General features: G+C 69.3%; 11 protein-coding genes. 6 read left to right on the top strand and 5 right to left on the bottom strand.

Translation table 11 applies throughout. The features are described from left to right. Positions 1-87 precede the first annotated feature (87 nt). Entirely contained in the window at positions 88-624 is a 537-nt protein-coding gene (locus GOY17_RS04310; protein WP_115843706.1) for a tetratricopeptide repeat protein, read from the bottom strand. Continuing rightward, positions 624-3,005: a penicillin-binding protein 1B gene (gene mrcB / locus GOY17_RS04305; RefSeq protein ID WP_157029466.1), complete on the bottom strand. Its 2,382-nt coding sequence runs from the start codon at positions 3,003-3,005 to the stop codon at positions 624-626. The genes GOY17_RS04310 and mrcB overlap by 1 nt, the downstream gene beginning before the upstream one ends. A gap of 129 nt (positions 3,006-3,134) precedes the next feature. Here mrcB and GOY17_RS04300 point away from each other — a divergent pair, with 129 nt between their 5' ends. Then, positions 3,135-5,237 carry a glycosyltransferase gene (locus GOY17_RS04300; protein WP_157029465.1) on the top strand — a complete coding sequence of 701 codons (2,103 nt, stop codon included), beginning with the start codon at positions 3,135-3,137 and terminating at the stop codon, positions 5,235-5,237. Positions 5,238-5,243: 6 nt separating this feature from the next. Here GOY17_RS04300 and GOY17_RS04295 read toward each other — a convergent pair whose 3' ends face one another. Together GOY17_RS04295 and GOY17_RS04290 are read right to left on the bottom strand one after the other, a co-directional pair. Further along, positions 5,244-6,806, bottom strand: a complete 1,563-nt coding sequence (locus GOY17_RS04295; protein ID WP_232338525.1) for a tetratricopeptide repeat protein — start codon at positions 6,804-6,806, stop codon at positions 5,244-5,246. 150 nt (positions 6,807-6,956) lie between these two features. Further along, on the bottom strand, positions 6,957-9,131 hold the full coding sequence (locus GOY17_RS04290; protein WP_157029464.1) for a RelA/SpoT family protein: 2,175 nt from the start codon (positions 9,129-9,131) through the stop codon (positions 6,957-6,959). Positions 9,132-9,213: 82 nt separating this feature from the next. On the opposite strand from GOY17_RS04290, the gene GOY17_RS04285 reads away from it, so the two are divergent. Beyond that, positions 9,214-9,702 (top strand): hypothetical protein, encoded by a 489-nt coding sequence (locus GOY17_RS04285; RefSeq protein ID WP_157029463.1) that lies wholly within the window; start codon positions 9,214-9,216, stop codon positions 9,700-9,702. A 62-nt stretch (positions 9,703-9,764) separates the two neighbouring features. Next, a complete protein-coding gene (locus tag GOY17_RS04280) occupies positions 9,765-10,250 on the top strand; it encodes a hypothetical protein (RefSeq protein WP_157029462.1) in 486 nt (161 codons plus the stop codon). A gap of 6 nt (positions 10,251-10,256) precedes the next feature. Here GOY17_RS04280 and hrpA read toward each other — a convergent pair whose 3' ends face one another. Continuing rightward, positions 10,257-14,195 carry an ATP-dependent RNA helicase HrpA gene (hrpA, locus tag GOY17_RS04275; protein ID WP_198173909.1) on the bottom strand — a complete coding sequence of 1,313 codons (3,939 nt, stop codon included), beginning with the start codon at positions 14,193-14,195 and terminating at the stop codon, positions 10,257-10,259. Between the two features lie 95 nt (positions 14,196-14,290). Here hrpA and GOY17_RS04270 point away from each other — a divergent pair, with 95 nt between their 5' ends. The 3 genes from GOY17_RS04270 to GOY17_RS04260 all read left to right on the top strand — a co-directional run bounded on the left by GOY17_RS04270 (position 14,291) and on the right by GOY17_RS04260 (position 17,331). Beyond that, positions 14,291-14,851 carry a Dps family protein gene (locus tag GOY17_RS04270; protein ID WP_115843721.1) on the top strand — a complete coding sequence of 187 codons (561 nt, stop codon included), beginning with the start codon at positions 14,291-14,293 and terminating at the stop codon, positions 14,849-14,851. 155 nt (positions 14,852-15,006) lie between these two features. Beyond that, positions 15,007-16,821 carry a DNA helicase RecQ gene (gene recQ, locus GOY17_RS04265; protein WP_157029460.1) on the top strand — a complete coding sequence of 605 codons (1,815 nt, stop codon included), beginning with the start codon at positions 15,007-15,009 and terminating at the stop codon, positions 16,819-16,821. Positions 16,822-16,926: 105 nt separating this feature from the next. Next, on the top strand, positions 16,927-17,331 hold the full coding sequence (locus GOY17_RS04260; RefSeq protein ID WP_157029459.1) for a GFA family protein: 405 nt from the start codon (positions 16,927-16,929) through the stop codon (positions 17,329-17,331). Positions 17,332-17,368: the final 37 nt, after the last annotated feature.

Here is a 17,368-nt window from a genome sequence, read left to right as displayed (position 1 = left end):
CACCTGCCGATCACGGGAATCCGCGGCGACGCCGCGGCACGGACCTATTCTAGCCGGCGACGGGTGGACTCGCCGGAAGGGCGAGGCTCAGTAGCGCGCCGGCGCCGCGACGGTGCAGGCGTCGCGCTCGCGACGCGCGTCGGCGACGGTCTCGCCGGGGACTTCCACCGGAACCGGACGCACCTGCCGCACCTGCGCGATGGTCTCCCAGTGGCGACGGCACAGCGGGCCGACCTTCGAACCGCGCTCGATGCCGAGTTTCGCGTAGCGCTCGGCGCCCGCGAGATCCTTCACCAGCAGCGCGGCTTCGGCGCGTTCCTGCAGCAGCGCCGGATCGTCCGGGTTGAGTTGCAGCGCCTGGTCGAGCGCCTCGATGGCCTGCGCGTACTGGCCGGCCTTTTCCAGGCGTTCCGCGTCCTCGCGCAGATCGTCGACCTGCGGATCGCGGATCGGCTGCACGTCGAGCTCGGTACTGGCCGCGCCGCCGGCGGCGCGGACCGCGGTGACGGCCGCGACGCCATCGATGCTCGGCGCCGGCGGGGCCGGCGGCGTGCTCGTGCAGGCAGCGAGGACGGCCAGCGCCAGCGTGGTGAAAGCAATGCGGGGGAGGTACGAATACGTCATTACGGGGTCTCTTGCGGCGGCGCCTGCTCGCGCGGGCCCTCCTCTTCCTTCTTGCCGATGCCGAACCAGTCGCGCCAGCCGCCGCTTTCCTCTTCCACCGGCTCGGGCTGCGGACACGGCGCGTACGCCGGCGCGAAACCGGACACATACGCGAAACGACGCGCGCCGGGGCAATCGGGGTCGGTCGTGTTGGAGCCGATCGTCCACTGCCAGTCGATGCCCTTGTTGCCCACTTCCAGCGGCGCGGTGGGCAGGCGCGAGAAGATTGCCGACCACACGCGCATCGCGCCGGTGGCGCCGTACAGGCCGGTTTCCTTGTTCTGGTCGTTGCCGACCCAGATCACCGCAAGGTGGTCGCCCGTCCAGCCGGCGAACCAGCTGTCGCGGCCGTCGTTCGACGTACCGGTCTTGCCTGCCGGCGACAGACGACCCAGACCGTCGCGCACGAGCTGCGTGCCGGTGCCGTTCGACACCGCCTGCTGCAGCGCGATGGTGATCAGCCGCGCCGCGATGGCGTCGCCTTCCTGCGCGGGCGCGGGTTCCTTGTCGTAGCGATTGAGCGCCTTGCCGTTCGCGTCGAGGACGCCGCGCACGGCATGCAGCGGCTGGATTTCGCCACCCGACGCGAGGAACTGGTACAGCTGCGCCATCGCGTACGGGCTCTGGTCGACCGCGCCGAGGATCAGCGCCGGATTCGGCGTGGCCTCGATGCCGGCGAGCGTGCGGATCAGGCCGGCGATGCGCTCCGGATCGACCTGCATGCCGACGCGGACCGTCGCCTGGTTGTAGGACATCGCCAGCGCATCGATGAGGCGTACCGTGCCGTGGCTGCGGCCGTCGGAGTTGCCCGGATTCCAGTTCTTGTTCTTGCCCAGCGCGACGGTCACCGGCGAGTCGTCGACCCAACTGGCCAGCGAATACTTGCCCGGCTGCGCGAGCGCCAGCAGGTACACGAAAGGCTTGAGCAGCGAACCGACCGGACGCTGCGCTTCGACCGCCCGATTGAAGCCGTGCTCGGCGACGCTGCGACTGCCGACAACGGCCACGACGTTGCCGTTGTGCACGTCGGTCACCACCAGCCCGGCCTGCAGCGGCGGACGGCGCTTGTTGTCCAGGCCCTTGAGCGTGCGCGCGACCGCGCCTTCTGCCATCGCTTGCGCCGAGGGCGACATGCCGCTCATCACGCTCAGGCCAGCGCCGGCGAGCGCGTCAGCAGGATAGTCGCGCGCGAGCTGGCGTCGGATCAGGTCGATGTACGCGGGGAAGCGATTCGCGGCGATACTGCCCGGATCGGTGGTGACACCCAGCGGCGCCTTCAGCGCGCGCTGGTATTCGGCATCGCTGATCAGTTCCGTTTCGTGCATCTCGCCGAGCACGAAATTGCGGCGTTCCAGCGCGCGTTCGGGATTGCGGCGCGGATCGTAGTACGACGGGCCGCGCACGATGCCGATCAGCAGCGCGATCTGTTCGGTGCTCAGGTCCGACAGATCGCGTCCGAACCAGAACTCCGAACCGGCCGCGACGCCGTGGATGGCCTGCGCGCCGCGCTGGCCGAGGTAAACCTGGTTGAAGTACGCCTCGAGGATCGTGCCCTTGTCGTAGCGCGCTTCGATCAGCAGGGCGTACAGGATTTCCTTGCCCTTTCGACTGATCGTGCGTTCGCGGCCGATGCCGAGCAGGCCGCTGCGCGCGAGCTGCTGGGTCAGCGTGCTGGCGCCCTGCGTGCTGCCTGTCGCGGTCTTGAAGGCGGCGCGGACCATGCCGCTGACGTCGATGCCGTGGTGGCTGTTGAAGTCGCGGTCTTCCACGGCCTGCAGGCCGGTGACCAGCAGTTCCGGCACCTCGCGCAGGCGCACGAGGCGGCGCTCCTCGTTCTTCTGCCCGTAGAGCGTGGCGATGCGCGCCGGGTCCAGGCGGACGGACTTCAGCGCGCGTTTGGCCGAGGCGTCGCGCACCGAGGCGACCTTGCTGCCGGACAGCGCGACTTCGATGCGCCGCGCGGGCACCTGGCCGTCGACATCCTGGAAGCCGCGACTGGAGATCGTCCAGCGTCCGCCGTTGCGCGCGTAAGTGCCCGGACGCGTCCCATCTCCCTCGTGATAGGCGGCCGCATCCAGTTCGGTCTTCAGCGTGGCCGCGTCGAGCGTGCGCCCCGGGGCCAGTTCCAGCGGACGTGCGTAGACGCGCGTCGGGATCTGCCATTTCAGCTGGCCGAAGCGCTCGCCGACTTCATGGTTCAGGTAGAGGGTATAGGGAATCAGGAAGCCCAGCCCGAGGCCGACCGCCGCCAGCACCCAGATGACCAGACGCCGACGCCACTGCGGGGTCTCGGGCTGGTCGATGTCGTCGTTGTCGTCTTCGTCGTACTGGATTCGGGCCACGGCATGGGACAATGGCGGGGCTGCGCCCTCGTGCCCGCGAGTCTAGCGCAGCCCGCCCACGGGCCCGCGAAGACGGGAAGCAGGGCGCAGTTCGCGTTAGGGAGTTCCTTCAGCAATGACGATGATCCGATGGGCCTGAGCTGGACCGAGGTGCGGTTCTTCTACGACCGGGGAACCGGCCTTCTTCGCCGGGGGCTCGCAAGCCTGCGTACCCGCGGGATCCGTGCCTCGTGGGAACGCGTCGTCAGGCAGTTCCATACCGTGCCCATGGAGCAGCGTCCGTCGCTGTACCTGCCGCAGTCCGAGCCGTTCGCCCCGTTCGACGTGCCGCATTCCGACCAGCCGGTCGCGAGCATCATCATCCCCGTCTACAACCAGTTCGCGCACACGCTGGCCTGCCTGCGCGCGATTGCGGCGCATGCGCCGGCCGCCGCCATCGAGATCGTCGTGTCCGACGATGGCTCCTCGGACGAAACCGAATCCGCGCTCGCGCAGGTCGATGGCGTGCGCTACTACCGTCGTGCGCAGAACGGCGGCTTCATCGCCGCCTGCAACGATGGCGCGGCTCAGGCGCGCGGCGAGTTCCTCGTCTTCCTCAACAACGACACCATCCCTCAACCGGGCTGGCTCGATGCACTACTGGCGACGTTCGATGACGAGCCCGGCGTTGGCCTCGTCGGCGCGCAGCTGGTCTATCCGGACGGCCGGCTCCAGGAAGCCGGCGGCATCGTGTTTTCCGATGGTTCGGCGCACAACTACGGCCGCTTCGAGAGCCCGAACGATCCGCGCTACGGATACGTTCGCGATGCCGACTACTGCTCCGGCGCCGCCCTTGCGATCCGGCGCCCGCTGTTCGAGCGCGTGGGCGGTTTCGATCGCCGATACGCGCCGGCGTACTTCGAGGACACCGACCTGGGTTTCGCGGTTCGCGCCGCCGGCGAACGTGTGGTGTACCAGCCGCAGTCGCGCGTGGTGCACATGGAAGGCGTCACCGCGGGCGTGGACGTAAGCAAGGGCGTGAAGGCGTACCAGGTGCGCAATCGCCACGTGTTCGCGGAAAAGTGGCAGCAAATGCTGGAACAGCAGCCATCGCCGCAGACGACGCCGCACCTTGCGGCCACCGCGCGTGCGCAGCGACGCGTCCTGATCGTCGACAGCGCGACGCCGCTGCCCGATCGCGATTCGGCCTCGCTGCGCCTGGTGAACCTGATGCGGCTGCTGCGACAGGAGCGGGCGCACGTTGCGTTCTATCCCGCCGACGGCAACCACGCAGGCAGCGCGACGCAACGCCTGCAGCATCTCGGCGTCGAGACTTGGTACGCGCCGTTCGCTGCGACGCCAGCGCAGTGGATGGCCCGTCATGGCGCCTCGTTCGACACCATCGTGGTCTGCCGCCACTACGTCCTGCGCGAATGGCTGCCGCTGGTGCGGCGTTTCGCGCCGCAGGCAAAGCTGGTGTTCGATACCGTCGACCTGCACTACCTGCGCGAACGGCGCGGCGCCGAGCTCGCCAACGACGCCGCGCTGAAGCGCGCGTCCGAGCGCACGAAGGCGCTGGAGCTGGAGATGATCGCGCGCAGCGACGCCACGCTGGTGGTGAGCGATGTCGAGCGCACCCTGCTCGCGAAGGACGCACCCGGCGCGCACGTCGACATCGTGTCGAACCTGCACCACGTGCACGGTCGCGGCCTGCCGTTCGACGAGCGACACGACCTGGTGTTCGTCGGCGGTTTCCGCCATCCGCCGAACGTCGATGCGGTGCAATGGTTCGTCGGCGAGGTGTTTCCGCTGATCCGCGCGCGACTGCCGGACGTGCAGTTCCACTGCATCGGCAGCGATGCACCGCCGGAGATCGCGACGCTCGCCGCACAGCCCGGCGTGATCGTGCATGGACATGTTCCCGACATCGACCCGTACATGGACGGCGCGCGCATCGCGATCGCGCCGCTGCGCTACGGCGCGGGCGTGAAGGGCAAGGTCAACCTGAGCATGGCGCACGGCCAGCCCGTGGTCGCGACGGCAACTGCGGTCGAAGGCATGCACCTGCGCGATGGCGAGGACGTGCTGGTGGGCGAGACGCCGCAATCCTTCGCCGATGCCGTTGTGCGCGCTTATACGGACGCGGCGCTCTGGGAAAGGCTGTCGCACAACGGCATCGCCAACGTCGAGCGGCATTTCTCGCTGGACGCGGCGCGCGAGGTCGTACGGCGCGTGTTGCTCGAACGCAGGTAGCGCGTTTCAGTTCGCCGCGGATGCCGCGCGCAGGCGGTCGGCGAATTCGCCGAGTCCGATCGCCTGCGGATCGAGTTCCCGAGCGGCGATGAGCGCGGCCTGCGCCGCGCCGAGTTCGCCCGCGCCGAGGCGCTCGTCGCCCACCGCGATCCAGCGCTGCGCCAGTCGCCTGCGTGCATCGCGAAGCGCGGCGCTCTCGCCTTCCAGTGCGGCGCGCGCATCCAGGCATTCGCGCGCACGACGCAGGCGATTGCCGCGCAGTTCGTCTTCGAAACACTGACGTGCGGCGGGCAGCAGCCGCGCCATTGCACCGCGCACGCGCGGATCCTGCGGGGCCAGTGCCTGCGCCGCGCGCAGCTTGTCGTAGGCGCTTTCGCCCGGCGGCGTGAGCAGGTCCCCGCGCGCTTCGGCCTGCGAGGCATCGGCGAGCAACTGGTCGATGCGGCGCGTACGCTGCGCGGTCGGCTCGCGCTGACCGTAACGCTGCTGCGTCTGCCGCGCCTGCAGGAGTCGCTGCTCGGCCTGCGCGATGCCCGGTGCGTCCATCGCGATCGCGCGCGCGTCGCGCAATGCGGCCTCGGCGTCGTCGAAGCGGAAGTCGGCCGCGTAGCGCTCGCTGCGCTCCGCGTAGGTGTTGGCCACGTGCATGAGGCCGCGTTCGGCGGCCGTGTCGTCGGGCATCGCTGCCAGCGCGGCGAGGTAGCCGTGCAACGCGTCGTCCAGGCGCCCGCGCTGGAGGGCCTGGTCGGCGCGCTTGCGCTGCTCTTCGCCCGCGCGTGCCAGTTGCGCGAGCGCGTCGGGCAAATCGACGTGGCCGGGATCGGCCGCCTGCACGCGGCGAATGCGCGACGAAGCCTCCGCGAGTTCGCCACGCGAAAGCGACGTGCGCGCGAGCTGGAGCAGGTCGGCCAATGTGTCCTCGCGCCCTTCCAGCGCTTCAACGCGCGAGGGCTGCAGTGCGAGCACTTGCTGGTACAGCGGCAGCGCCGCGTGGTCGTTGCCGTCCAGCTGGCCGGCCAGGCGCGCGGCGGCGGCCTGCGCGAGCAGCGTATCGACGCCGGCTTCCGCGGCCTCGCGTGCACGCAGGCGTTTTTCGAGGGCGTCGACCTTCGCGCGCGGCACCGCCATGTCGCGCGCAAGCGCGACGAACGAATGCGCCTGTTTGTACTGCCGCGCCGCCATCGCCTTGTCCGCGCGGACAAGCGCGGCTTCGCCGACTTTCGCCAAGCCCTCGCGCGCTTCGGCGCGATCGGGATCACGCGCCAGTGCGGCGGCGTACAGCTCGCGGGCGCCTCGACCGTCCGCTGACGTCAGGCGCCCTTCCGCCAATGCGCGTGCGGCCTCGGCCTGGAGCTGCTGCACGCGCGTTTCGGGCCAGAGCATGTCCGACAGCGGCTGGCGCAGCACGAACAGGCCCGCGCCCAACGCCGCGAGCGCGAGCATCGCGACGACCCAGGACCATGGGCGCGACGGCTTCGGCGGTTCGGTGATCGGACGACGACGACCGGGACCCGCGCGGAAATCATCGACCTCCCAGCCGCCCATTTCCTCGCGCGGTTCGGCGCCCATCGTCGGCTCGATGCGCCCACGCGCCGGCGCCGCATCGTCGCCGAGCGGGCCGTGCCAGGGGTCCGAGTTGGGGTCACGGGGCGTATTGGAACTCACGGCGCAAGGATAACGCCCGTGCGGTCGTCGGCCCGTCGCGTCCTGTACGCGCGTTCAGCGGCGCTGCGCGTGCTCCACGCCCGGAAGCGCAGACAGCTTGCCCAGCAGCGTGGACAGCTGCCCGTAGTCACCTACGCGAAGGCGCAGCCGCAGGCGGACGCGCGCACCGTTGCGCTCGCTGTCACTGCGGATGCTGACCACGTGCGCGTTGCCCTGCGCGATGAGGTTGGTCACTTCCTTGAGCAGCCACTTGCGGTCGAGCGCGAGCACTTCGACGTCGACCTCGTACCCGCTGCCGGCGCGGCCCCACTCCACCGGCAACACGCGCTGCGGCTGGGCGGCAGCCAGGCGCTCGAAGGCGGTGCAATCGGGGCGATGCACGCTCACACCGCGGCCGCGGGTGAGATAGCCGACGATCGGCTCGCCCGGCAGCGGCAGGCAGCAACGCGCCAGCTGAACCAGCAGGTTGCCCACGCCTTCGACCGTGAAATCGGTGCTCCGTCGCGGCGTGTGCCGGGGCGCCGGCGGCGTGGTGATGTGCGTGGTCGTCGCGGGCGCGGTAGCAGCGGCCTGTGCGGCTTCGCGGGCGCGTTCGTGCTCCAGCAGCGCGCGACCGACCTGGTGCGGACCGATATCGCCCAGCGCGACCTGCACGTACACCTCGCCGTCGGTGGCGAGGTTGAACTTCTCCCGCGCAGGCGCGAGGTCCGCACCCAGCAGACCAAGGCGGCGCAGTTCCTTGTCGAGCAGTTCCTTGCCGGCGGTTTCGTTGCGCGCGCGGTCGAGCTTGTGGAACCACGCGCGCACCTTGTCGCGCGACCGTCCGCTCGCGAGGAATCCGTTCGCGGCGACGAGCCAGTCGCGGCGCGGCTCGCCCGTCTTGGCGGTGAGGATCTCGACGCGATCGCCGGTGCGCAGCTTGTGGTCCAGTGGCACGATGCGTCCGTCCACCTTCGCGCCGCGGCAGCGATGCCCGACTTCGGTGTGCACGTGATACGCGAAATCCAGCGGCGTGGCGCCGGTGGGCAGGTCGATCACCTCGCCCTTCGGCGTGAGCACGTAGATGCGGTCCTCGACCAGTTCGGTGTCGAATTCGCCCGAGAGCGACGCTTCTTCGCGCCCTGCGTCGCCGCCGCTTTCCAGCAGGCGGCGCATCCACGCGATCTTGCGATCGAACGCCGCATCGGCGCTGTGGCTGCCTACTTCCTTGTACTTCCAGTGCGCCGCTACACCGAGTTCGGCCTGCCGGTGCATTTCATGCGTGCGGATCTGCACTTCCAGCGTCTTGCCTTCCGGGCCGATCACCGCCGTGTGCAGCGAGCGGTAGTCGTTGCGCTTGGGACGCGCGATGTAGTCGTCGAACTCGCTCGGGATTGGCGTCCACGTCGCGTGCACGACGCCGAGCGCCGCGTAGCAGTCGGCGAGGCTGGCCACCAGCACGCGCACGGCGCGCAGGTCGTACAGCTCGCCGATCGGCGCGTTCTTGCGCTGCATCTTCTTCCAGATGCTGTAGATGTGCTTCGGGCGCCCGGCGATGTCCGCCGCCAGCCCCTGCGCGGCCATCGCCTCGCGGAGCGTGCGCTTGACCTGTTCGATGTAGCGCTCGCGATCGGCGCGCTTCTCGTCGAGCAGCCGCGCGATCTGCTGGTAGGTCGCGGGCTCCAGGTAGCGGAATGCCAGGTCTTCCAGCTCCCACTTCAACTGCCAGATGCCAAGTCGATTGGCGAGCGGCGCGTGGATGTCGCGCGTGAGCATCGCCAGTTCGCGGCGTTCGTCTTCCGGCAGGCGTTCGGCGTGGCGCATGCGTGCCAGCTGGCGCGCCAGCAGGATGGGCACCACGCGCAGGTCGCGGACGATCGCCAGCAGCAGCCGGCGCAGGCCTTCGTTGCCGGCCTGCCCGTGGCGCTGGGCGTGCAGCTCCCACACCTGTCCGGCGGCGCGCTGGCCTTCCAGCAGGGGTGCGATGCCGGGGAAATCGCGCTCGATGCGCGGACGCAGTGCCTGTTCCCAGGCCGGATAGGCGTGAAGGATTGCCGCCGCCGCGGAGTCGCCATCGGCGCCGAGCAGCGCCAGCGCGTCGAGCATGCTCTCGACGACATCCGGCGGATCGCCGCCGTCCGTGCCCGCCGTCGCCGCAGCCTGCTGCATCGCGCGGTGCAGCGGCGCGGGAATGCCCGCGCTGGCGGGATGCGCCAGCGCCGGATGTGGCGTGGGAGACGGTGTTGCCATTGCGCGGGGAACGGGGGGACGTGGGGGTTCGATGTCGCAGGGACGGTCTACACTAGCCCGCAACCGACTGGAGGAACAGCGCATGACCCGCATCGCCCCCGCCCGCCTTCTCGCGCTCGCCGCGTTGCTGCCGCTGGCCACCTCGGCCCTGGCGCAGCAGAAGATCGAACAGCAGATGTCCTACGAGCAGTTCAAGGCATCCGGGCTGGACAAGCTGTCCGCGGCCGAACTGGCGAACCTCAATGCGTGGCTGGAAGGCAAGTTGGAAGTCGAGACCGCCAAGGCCGTCGAGGGTGCACGACAGGAATCGGGCGACGATCGCCGCGGCCTCACGGAACGCGAGTCGCGCGATCCGGTCGCCGCCGCCATCACCGGTGCGTTCACCGGCTTCGGCAAGGGCCGCCAGTACACGCTCGACAACGGGCAGGTGTGGCAGCAGATCGACGAGGCCTCGCTGAGCGCGAAGCTCGACAACCCGAAGGTCCGCATCACCCCGAGCCTGCTTGGCGGCGCGTGGTACCTAGCGGTCGACGGCTACAACACGCGCGCGAAGGTGCAGCGCGTCAAGTAAAACGCAACGTCATCGCGCGCCGGACTGGCGCGCGACCTGTCCACCCGCCGTGAGATGAACCGATGCGTCGTTGCCTGCTTTGCCTGCTCCTCGCCATCGCGGTACTGCTCGCCCTGCCGGCATCAGCCGGCGAACGCACGTGGGTTCCCATCGAAAAGCGCCTGAGCGCGGAGCAACTGCGCGCGACGGGCCTCGACTCGCTTTCGGCCGAACAGCTGGCGCTGCTGAACACGCTGCTCAGCCAAGACCGCGCTGCGGACCTTCGCGCCGCCGACGTGCAGCGCACGCAGGATGAGGCCGGCATGCGTCCCAAGCGGACGCCGGCGCAGACGGTCGTTGCCGTCGTGCCCGGATCCTCGCGCGCGTGGACGCAGGGCCAGACGCTGCTGCTCGACAACGGCCAGCGCTGGCGCGTGGTCGATTCGGGCGTGAATTTCCCGCGTCCGATCACCGATGCGAAGGTGACCATCGCGCCCGGCATGCTCGGTGCGTGGTACCTGCGCATGGACGACGGCACGCCGCCGATCAAGGTGCAGCGCGTCGACTGACGCGCCTCAGCGGCGCAGCTGCGCGAGCCGCTGCGCCAGTTTCTTCGGCGATACGCCGCCACGCGTGCCCAGCTCCTGCGCGAACAGCGACACGCGCAGTTCTTCCAGATCCCAGCGCAGCGCCTGCCAGTCGGACGCATCGGCCTCGCCGCTTCGCACGGCATCGGCCAGCGCATCGGCGAACGGCTTGAGTTCCAGCATGCGCGCCTGATCGCGTACCGGATCGCGCAGCGCGCGTTCGCCACGCAAGGCCAGCGCCTTCAGGTAACGCGGGTACTCGCGCAACGCGTCGGCCGGAACGCTACGCAGGAAACCCGGCGGCGTCAGCGTCGCAAGATGCGCGCGCATGTCGTCGAGGTTGCCGCTCGCCCAGCCCATCAGCGGCGATTCGAGCTTGGCGCGCGCTTCGGCAACGGCCGCGAGGATCGTCTCGGCCTGCCGGAGCCGTTCCATCGCATCGCCGAAGACCTGCTTGCCGATGGCGTCGCGGCGCGCGGCGAAGGTCGCGGCATCGCGGACATCGCCGACTGCAGCGTCGTCCGTCATCGATGCGAATGCACCATCGACCAGGTCCGCGCGCAGGCGATCGCCTTCCTTCAAGCCGTCCACGCGCGGCGCGGCGGCTTCGATCGAGGCGTAGAGCAACCCCATCTTCGGCGTCACGGGCAGTTGTTTGCGCGCCTGCTTGAGCTTGTCGGCCAACGCGATCGCCAGCAGGCGGCGCACGCCGCGCGGGTGTTCGCGCAGCGCGACGTCGCGTTCGGCGTGCACGCGCAGCGATGCGCTGTCGCCATCGTCGTGCAATGCAGGGTACGCAGGCACGCCGCCCGCGCCGGGCACCGACGCGGGGATCGGTGCATCGGGAAACGTCGTCAGTCCACGCTGCGCCAGTCCGTCGGCCGCCTTCGCCGCGAACGCCGCTGCCGCGCGCTCGCCGAAGCGCGCGCGCAGGTCGTCCAGGTCGCGCGATTCGGCCAGCACGGTCTTGCCGTCGCGATCGAACAACCGCAGGTTCATGCGCAGGTGCGGTTCGAGCGCGGATTCGTCGAAGTCGGTCCCGGCCACCGCCACGCCGCCGAGCCGGTGCAGGAAACGCGCAAGCTCGCCGGTGATCGTGTCCGCGGACGGCTGCTGGTGCGCTTCATGGAACGCGCGCGCGAAGTCCGGTGCCGGCACGAAGTTGCGGCGAAGCGTCTTGGGCAGCGTCTTGATCAGGGCCGCCGCCTTGTCCTGCACGAAGCCCGGCGCAAGCCAGGTCAGGCGCACCGCATCCAGCGCGTTGAGCAGGTGCAGCGGAACGGCGAGCGTCATGCCGTCGTCGGTCGCACCCGGCTCGAAGCGGTATTTCACTTCCAGTCGCACGTTGCCCAGCGCGAGATACGGCGGGAAGCGCACCGCGTCGCTTTCGTCGCCGATCATCAGGTCGGACAGCGACCATTCCAGCGCGGCCTTCTCGGGCTGCGGCAGCTTGGCGTACCACGCGTCCAGCGCCTGCGCGTTGTGCACGTGCGCAGGCAGGCGGTCGAGGTACCACTGCGCCATCCATTCCTCGTCGACGACCAGGCCGCTGCGACGCTGCTTGGCTTCCTCGTCGCGCGCCTTCGCGAGCGTGGCGAGGTTGCGCGGCAGGAACTGGCTGCGCGTGTTGATCTCGCCCGTCACCAACGCATCGCGCGCGAAGATCGTCCGGCTTTCCTCGGGAAACAGCGCGCCATAGTGCACGGGGCGCTTGGGCGCGAGCACCAGCCCGAACAGGCTGATCTGCTCGCTGCCGATCACGCGGCCCTGCGAACGCGACCAGCGTGGATCGTGCTGGCGCCGTGACAGCAGATGCGACAGTTCGGCGATCGCCCAGTCCGGTTCGATCGCGGCGTTGGTCAGCGCCCAGACGCGTTCGGTGTCGAGCAGCGTCGCCGACAGCACCCACGGCGGTGGTTTCTTCGCCAACGGCGAGCCGGGGAACAGCTGGAATTTGCGGCCGCGCGGTCCGTCGAAGCCCTTGTCGCTGCGCGTGCCGATCTGCGTCGGCAAGCCGGCGAGCAGCGCCTTGTGCAGCGTGGCGTACGCGGACTGATCCAGCGCGCCATGCTCGTTGAGCGCCGCGCGCGATTCCTTCCACTGGAGTTCTTCGGCCATCAGCTTGAGCTGGCGATGCAGCTCGCGCCACTCGCGCATGCGCAGGAAGCCGAGGAAGTTCTTCTCGCACCAGCCGCGCAGCTTCGACTGCGTCAGTTCCTCGTGCGCGGTGTTGTAGGCGTTCCACAACTTGATGATGCCGACGAACTCCGACTTCGGATCGGCGAACTGCGCGTGCGCATTGTCGGCCGCGGCGCGCTGGTCTGCGGGACGCTCGCGCGGATCCTGGATCCCGAGGAACGACGCGATGACGAGCATCTCGCGCAGCACGCCGTGCTCGTTCGCAGCGACGAGCATGCGCGCGAGCTTCACGTCTACCGGCAGGCGCGACATGAGTTTGCCGATCGGCGTCAGGCGACGCTGTTCGTCCACCGCGCCGAGTTCGGCGAGCTGCTGCCAGCCGTCGGCGATCGCGCGCGGATCGGGCGGTTCGAGGAACGGGAACTCCTCGATGCGTCCCAGCCCGAGCGACAGCATGCGCAGGATCACGCCGGCCAGCGCGGCGCGGCGGATTTCCGGATCGGTGTAGCGCGGCCGCGATTCGAAATCGGCTTCGGAATACAGGCGATAGCACGTGCCTTCGCTGATGCGTCCGCAACGGCCCTTGCGCTGGTCGGCGCTGGCCTGGCTCACCGGCTCGATGTGCAGGCGATCGAGCTTGCCGCGCGGGCTGTAACGCTTCACGCGCGCCAGGCCCGGATCGACGACGTAGCGGATGCGCGGCACCGTCAGCGAGGTTTCGGCGACGTTCGTCGCCAGCACGATGCGGCGTTTCGGGCCGGGATTGAACACGCGGTCCTGGTCGCGCACCGACAGGCGCGCGTACAGCGGAAGCACTTCGGTTTCGCGGTATTTGCGACGTTCCAGCGACAGGTGCGCGTCGCGGATCTCGCGCTCGCCGGGCAGGAAGATCAGCACGTCGCCGCGCGGATCCTCGCGCGTGATCTCGTCGCACGCGGCCACGATGCCGTCGTTGGTGGTGCGGTCGCCGTCGTCTTCGCCCTCGCCTTCCAACGGGCGATAGCGCACCGACACCGGGTAGCTGCGACCTTCCACGTTCACCACCGGTGCATCGCCGAAATGCGCGGCGAAGCGTTCGGTGTCGATCGTCGCCGAGGTGACGATGACCTTCAGGTCCTTTCGCTTCTGCAACAGCTGCTTGAGGTAGCCGAGCAGGAAGTCGATGTTGAGGCTGCGTTCGTGCGCCTCGTCGACGAGGATGGTGTCGTACTGCGACAGCCAGCGGTCGGACTGGATCTCGGCCAACAGGATGCCGTCCGTCATGAACTTGACCGCGGTCTGCTCGCCGACGTTCTCGGTGAAGCGCACCTGGTAGCCGACCGCGCCGCCGAGCTGCGTCTGCAGTTCCTCCGCCACGCGGCGCGCTACGGCGCGCGCGGCGATGCGGCGCGGCTGGGTGCAGCCGATCATGCCCGCGGCGCCGCGGCCCGCGGCCAGGCACAGTTTCGGCAGCTGCGTGGTCTTGCCCGAACCGGTTTCGCCGGCGATGACCACGACCGGATGGGCGCGGATCAGTTCGACGATCTCGTCGGCCTTGGCGGCGATGGGCAGGCTCGAGTCGACGGGTGCCGCGGGCAGCGCGACGGTTCGGGCTTCGCGCTGGGCCACGGACGCCGCCAGCGCCGTCGCGAAGGCATCGCGCGCGCGCTCGTCGCCGGGTTTTCCGCTCCATCGCGACCACAATCCATGCAGCCGGCCACGGTCGCGACTCAGCGCACCATCGATGGCGCGCCGGGCCTGGCGTAACGCATTGCTGACACTGGCGTGACTAGACTCCGCCGGATCCATAGACTTCATCGTGCTGCCTGAAAAGTAACCACCCCCACATCGCGGACGGCATGGCCCATTGTCGCCGCAATGCCATGATCGAAGGGAGAACCGCAATGGCCAAAGCCAAGAACGACAAGCCCGCCAAGCCCCAGAAGTCCGACAAGTCGCAGACCCAGCTGACGCCGACGGCCAGCAGCCAGGCCATCGACATCGGCATCAGCGGCGGCGACCGCCAGAAGATCGCCGAGGGACTGTCGCGCTTCCTGTCCGACAGCTTCACGCTGTACCTGAAGACCCACAACTTCCACTGGAACATCACCGGGCCGATGTTCAACAGCCTGCACGTGATGTTCGAAACCCAGTACACCGAGCAGTGGACCGCGCTGGACGAAACCGCCGAACGCATCCGTGCGCTGGGTTTCAACGCACCGGGCTCGTACGCCGAATTCATCCGCCTGAGCTCGATTCCCGAGGAACCGGGCCTGACCGAAGCCCCGGACTGGAAGGAAATGGTCCGCCAGCTGGTGGCCGGCAACGAGGCCGTGGCCCGCACCGCGCGCAAGGTCCTCAAGACCGCCGACGATGCCGGCGACGATCCGACCGTCGACCTGATGACCCAGCGACTGCAGACCCACGAGAAGTACGCGTGGATGCTGCGCTCCCTGCTGGAGTGATGGCGGCGCAGGCCCGCTGATTCAAGGTTCGCCGAACCCCTCTCCCGCGCAGGGAGAGGGGTTTCTGCTTTCTGGCGCTGTTGCGGACGGATCCGATGCGGTTTTCCGCCGTTTTCCGAGGGCCCGCCATCGCCGGGCTTCGTTAAACTAGGCCGATGTCAGACCCCGCACTCGATCTGCTCCGCCGCGTGTTCGGCCATCCCGGCTTCCGCGGCGAACAACGGCAGATCGTCGACCACGTCACCGGCGGTGGCGACGCCCTCGTCCTCATGCCCACCGGCGGCGGCAAGTCGCTGTGCTACCAGCTGCCCGCGCTGCTGCGTGATGGGTGCGCCCTGGTGGTCTCGCCGCTGATCGCGCTGATGCAGGACCAGGTCGAGGCGCTACGCCAGCTCGGCGTGCGTGCGGCCTTCCTGAACTCCACGCTCGATGCGAACGCCGCGGCCGACGTCGAACGCCAGCTGCTTGCGGGCGAACTGGACCTGCTCTACGTCGCACCCGAGCGGCTGCTGACCAACCGGTTCCTCTCGCTGCTCGATCGCGCGCGCATCGCGCTGTTCGCCATAGACGAAGCGCACTGCGTCTCGCAGTGGGGCCACGATTTCCGACCGGAGTACCGCCAGCTGACGGTGCTGCACGAGCGCTGGCCGGACGTTCCGCGCATCGCATTGACGGCCACCGCCGATGCGCCGACACGGCGCGAGATCGCCGAGCGGCTCGCACTGGAAGACGCGCGACAGTTCGTCAGTTCCTTCGACCGCCCGAACCTGCGCTATCGCATCGTCCACAAGGACGGCGGTGGCGTGCGGCAGCTGCTGGACTTCCTCGACGCCCATCGCGGCGAAAGCGGCATCGTCTACGCCTTCTCGCGCAAGCGCGTGGAGACCGTCGCCGAGCAGCTGCAGGCCGCCGGCATCAACGCCCTGCCCTACCACGCCGGCATGGAGGCGTCGCTGCGTGCGCAGAACCAGCGGCGTTTCCTGCAGCAGGACGGCATCGTGATGGTGGCGACGATCGCGTTCGGCATGGGCATCGACAAGCCGGACGTGCGATTCGTCGCGCACGTCGACCTGCCCAAGTCGATCGAAGGCTACTACCAGGAAACCGGCCGCGCCGGTCGCGATGGCGAAGCGGCCGAGGTCTGGCTCAGCTACGGCCTGGGCGACGTGGTGAACCTGCGGCAGCTGATCCAGCAGGGCGAGGCCGGCGAGGAACGCAAGCGCCTGGAACTGCGCAAGCTCGACGCGCTGCTCGGCTATTGCGAGTCCACGCAATGCCGGAGGCAATCGCTGCTGGGCTGGTTCGGCGAAGCGCATGGCGGCGCGTGCGGCAACTGCGACAACTGCCTGGATCCGCCCCGCAGCTGGGACGGCACGCAGGCCGCGCGCAAGGCGCTGTCGTGCGTGTACCGCACCGGCCAGCGCTTCGGCGCCGGCCACGTCATCGACGTGCTACGTGGCGTGGCGACCGACAAGGTCAAGCAGTGGAACCACGAAACCCTGAGCACGTGGGCGATCGGCAGCGACCTGGACGAGCGCCAGTGGCGCGGCGTGTTCCGCCAGCTCGTCGCCGGCGGCCTGCTGGAAGCCGACATCGAGCACCACGGCGCGTTGCGCCTCACCGCGCTCAGCGGGCCGGTCCTGAAGGGCGAAGTCGAACTGCGTTTCCGCCACGAACCCGAGAAGCCGGCGCGCGGACGCCGTACCCGCGGCGGAGCCGCTACGGCCGTCGCCATCGACCTGGATCCCGAATCGCAGCTGCGTTTCGATGCGCTGCGGGAATGGCGCAGCAACATGGCGCGCGAGCAGAACGTGCCGGCGTACGTGATCTTCCACGACAGCACGCTGCGCGCGATCGCCCAGGCCGCGCCGGACGACCTGGACGAGCTCTCCCGCGTGCCGGGCATCGGCGCGAGCAAGCTCGATCGCTACGGCGAGGCGGTGCTGCAGCAGCTGTTCGACGCGGCCTGACGCGCCGGGCCTCGCCCGCAGGCTCTACGGCCGGCTTCCTCGCGCTCCCCACACATTCCCCCGGATAGCCTGACTTTCCGCCACGTCAGGGTCGTGGAGGCCAACATGGGCATGACCATCGAAGGCGGCTGCCTGTGCGGGGCCGTCCGCTACAGCGCCACGGCGCCGCCCGTGTCGCGCAGCATCTGCCACTGTCGGAGTTGCCGGCGAGCCAGCGGCGCCCCGTCGGTCGCGTGGTCGACCTTCCACGTCAACAGCCTCGTCTTCAGCCACGGCATGCCGGTGCGGTACCGCTCCTCGCCGGACGTGACGCGCACCTTCTGCGGCGTCTGTGGCACGCAACTGAGCTACCGGCACGACGACGACGTGGACAGCATCGACATCACCACGGCCACGCTCGACGCGCCCGAACAGTTCCCGCCGACGAAGGAAATCTGGATCGAACACAAACTGCCGTGGGAGCGCGCCAACGAGGCGATGCGGCATTACCCGCGGACCAGCGCGGGCTGATTGCTCGCGTCATCGCCGCGGGCGTGATCGGGAGCAA

The organism is Lysobacter soli, from assembly GCF_009755585.1.
GTDB classification, from domain to species: Bacteria; Pseudomonadota; Gammaproteobacteria; order Xanthomonadales; family Xanthomonadaceae; genus Lysobacter_J; species Lysobacter_J soli.
Note: the sequence above shows the minus strand (reverse complement) of the source record. Positions and strands in the feature narration are given on the sequence as shown.

What these genes read in the sequence shown, in the direction of transcription:
- hrpA (WP_198173909.1), bottom strand. Translation starts at nt 14,195, where the DNA reads ATGGATCCGGCGGAGTCTAGTCACGCCAGTGTCAGCAATGCGTTACGC.
- GOY17_RS04280 (WP_157029462.1), top strand. Translation starts at nt 9,765, where the DNA reads ATGCGTCGTTGCCTGCTTTGCCTGCTCCTCGCCATCGCGGTACTGCTC.
- recQ (WP_157029460.1), top strand. Translation starts at nt 15,007, where the DNA reads ATGTCAGACCCCGCACTCGATCTGCTCCGCCGCGTGTTCGGCCATCCC.
- GOY17_RS04310 (WP_115843706.1), bottom strand. Translation starts at nt 624, where the DNA reads ATGACGTATTCGTACCTCCCCCGCATTGCTTTCACCACGCTGGCGCTG.
- GOY17_RS04260 (WP_157029459.1), top strand. Translation starts at nt 16,927, where the DNA reads ATGGGCATGACCATCGAAGGCGGCTGCCTGTGCGGGGCCGTCCGCTAC.
- GOY17_RS04285 (WP_157029463.1), top strand. Translation starts at nt 9,214, where the DNA reads ATGACCCGCATCGCCCCCGCCCGCCTTCTCGCGCTCGCCGCGTTGCTG.
- GOY17_RS04300 (WP_157029465.1), top strand. Translation starts at nt 3,135, where the DNA reads ATGGGCCTGAGCTGGACCGAGGTGCGGTTCTTCTACGACCGGGGAACC.
- GOY17_RS04290 (WP_157029464.1), bottom strand. Translation starts at nt 9,131, where the DNA reads ATGGCAACACCGTCTCCCACGCCACATCCGGCGCTGGCGCATCCCGCC.
- GOY17_RS04295 (WP_232338525.1), bottom strand. Translation starts at nt 6,806, where the DNA reads ATGGGCGCCGAACCGCGCGAGGAAATGGGCGGCTGGGAGGTCGATGAT.
- GOY17_RS04270 (WP_115843721.1), top strand. Translation starts at nt 14,291, where the DNA reads ATGGCCAAAGCCAAGAACGACAAGCCCGCCAAGCCCCAGAAGTCCGAC.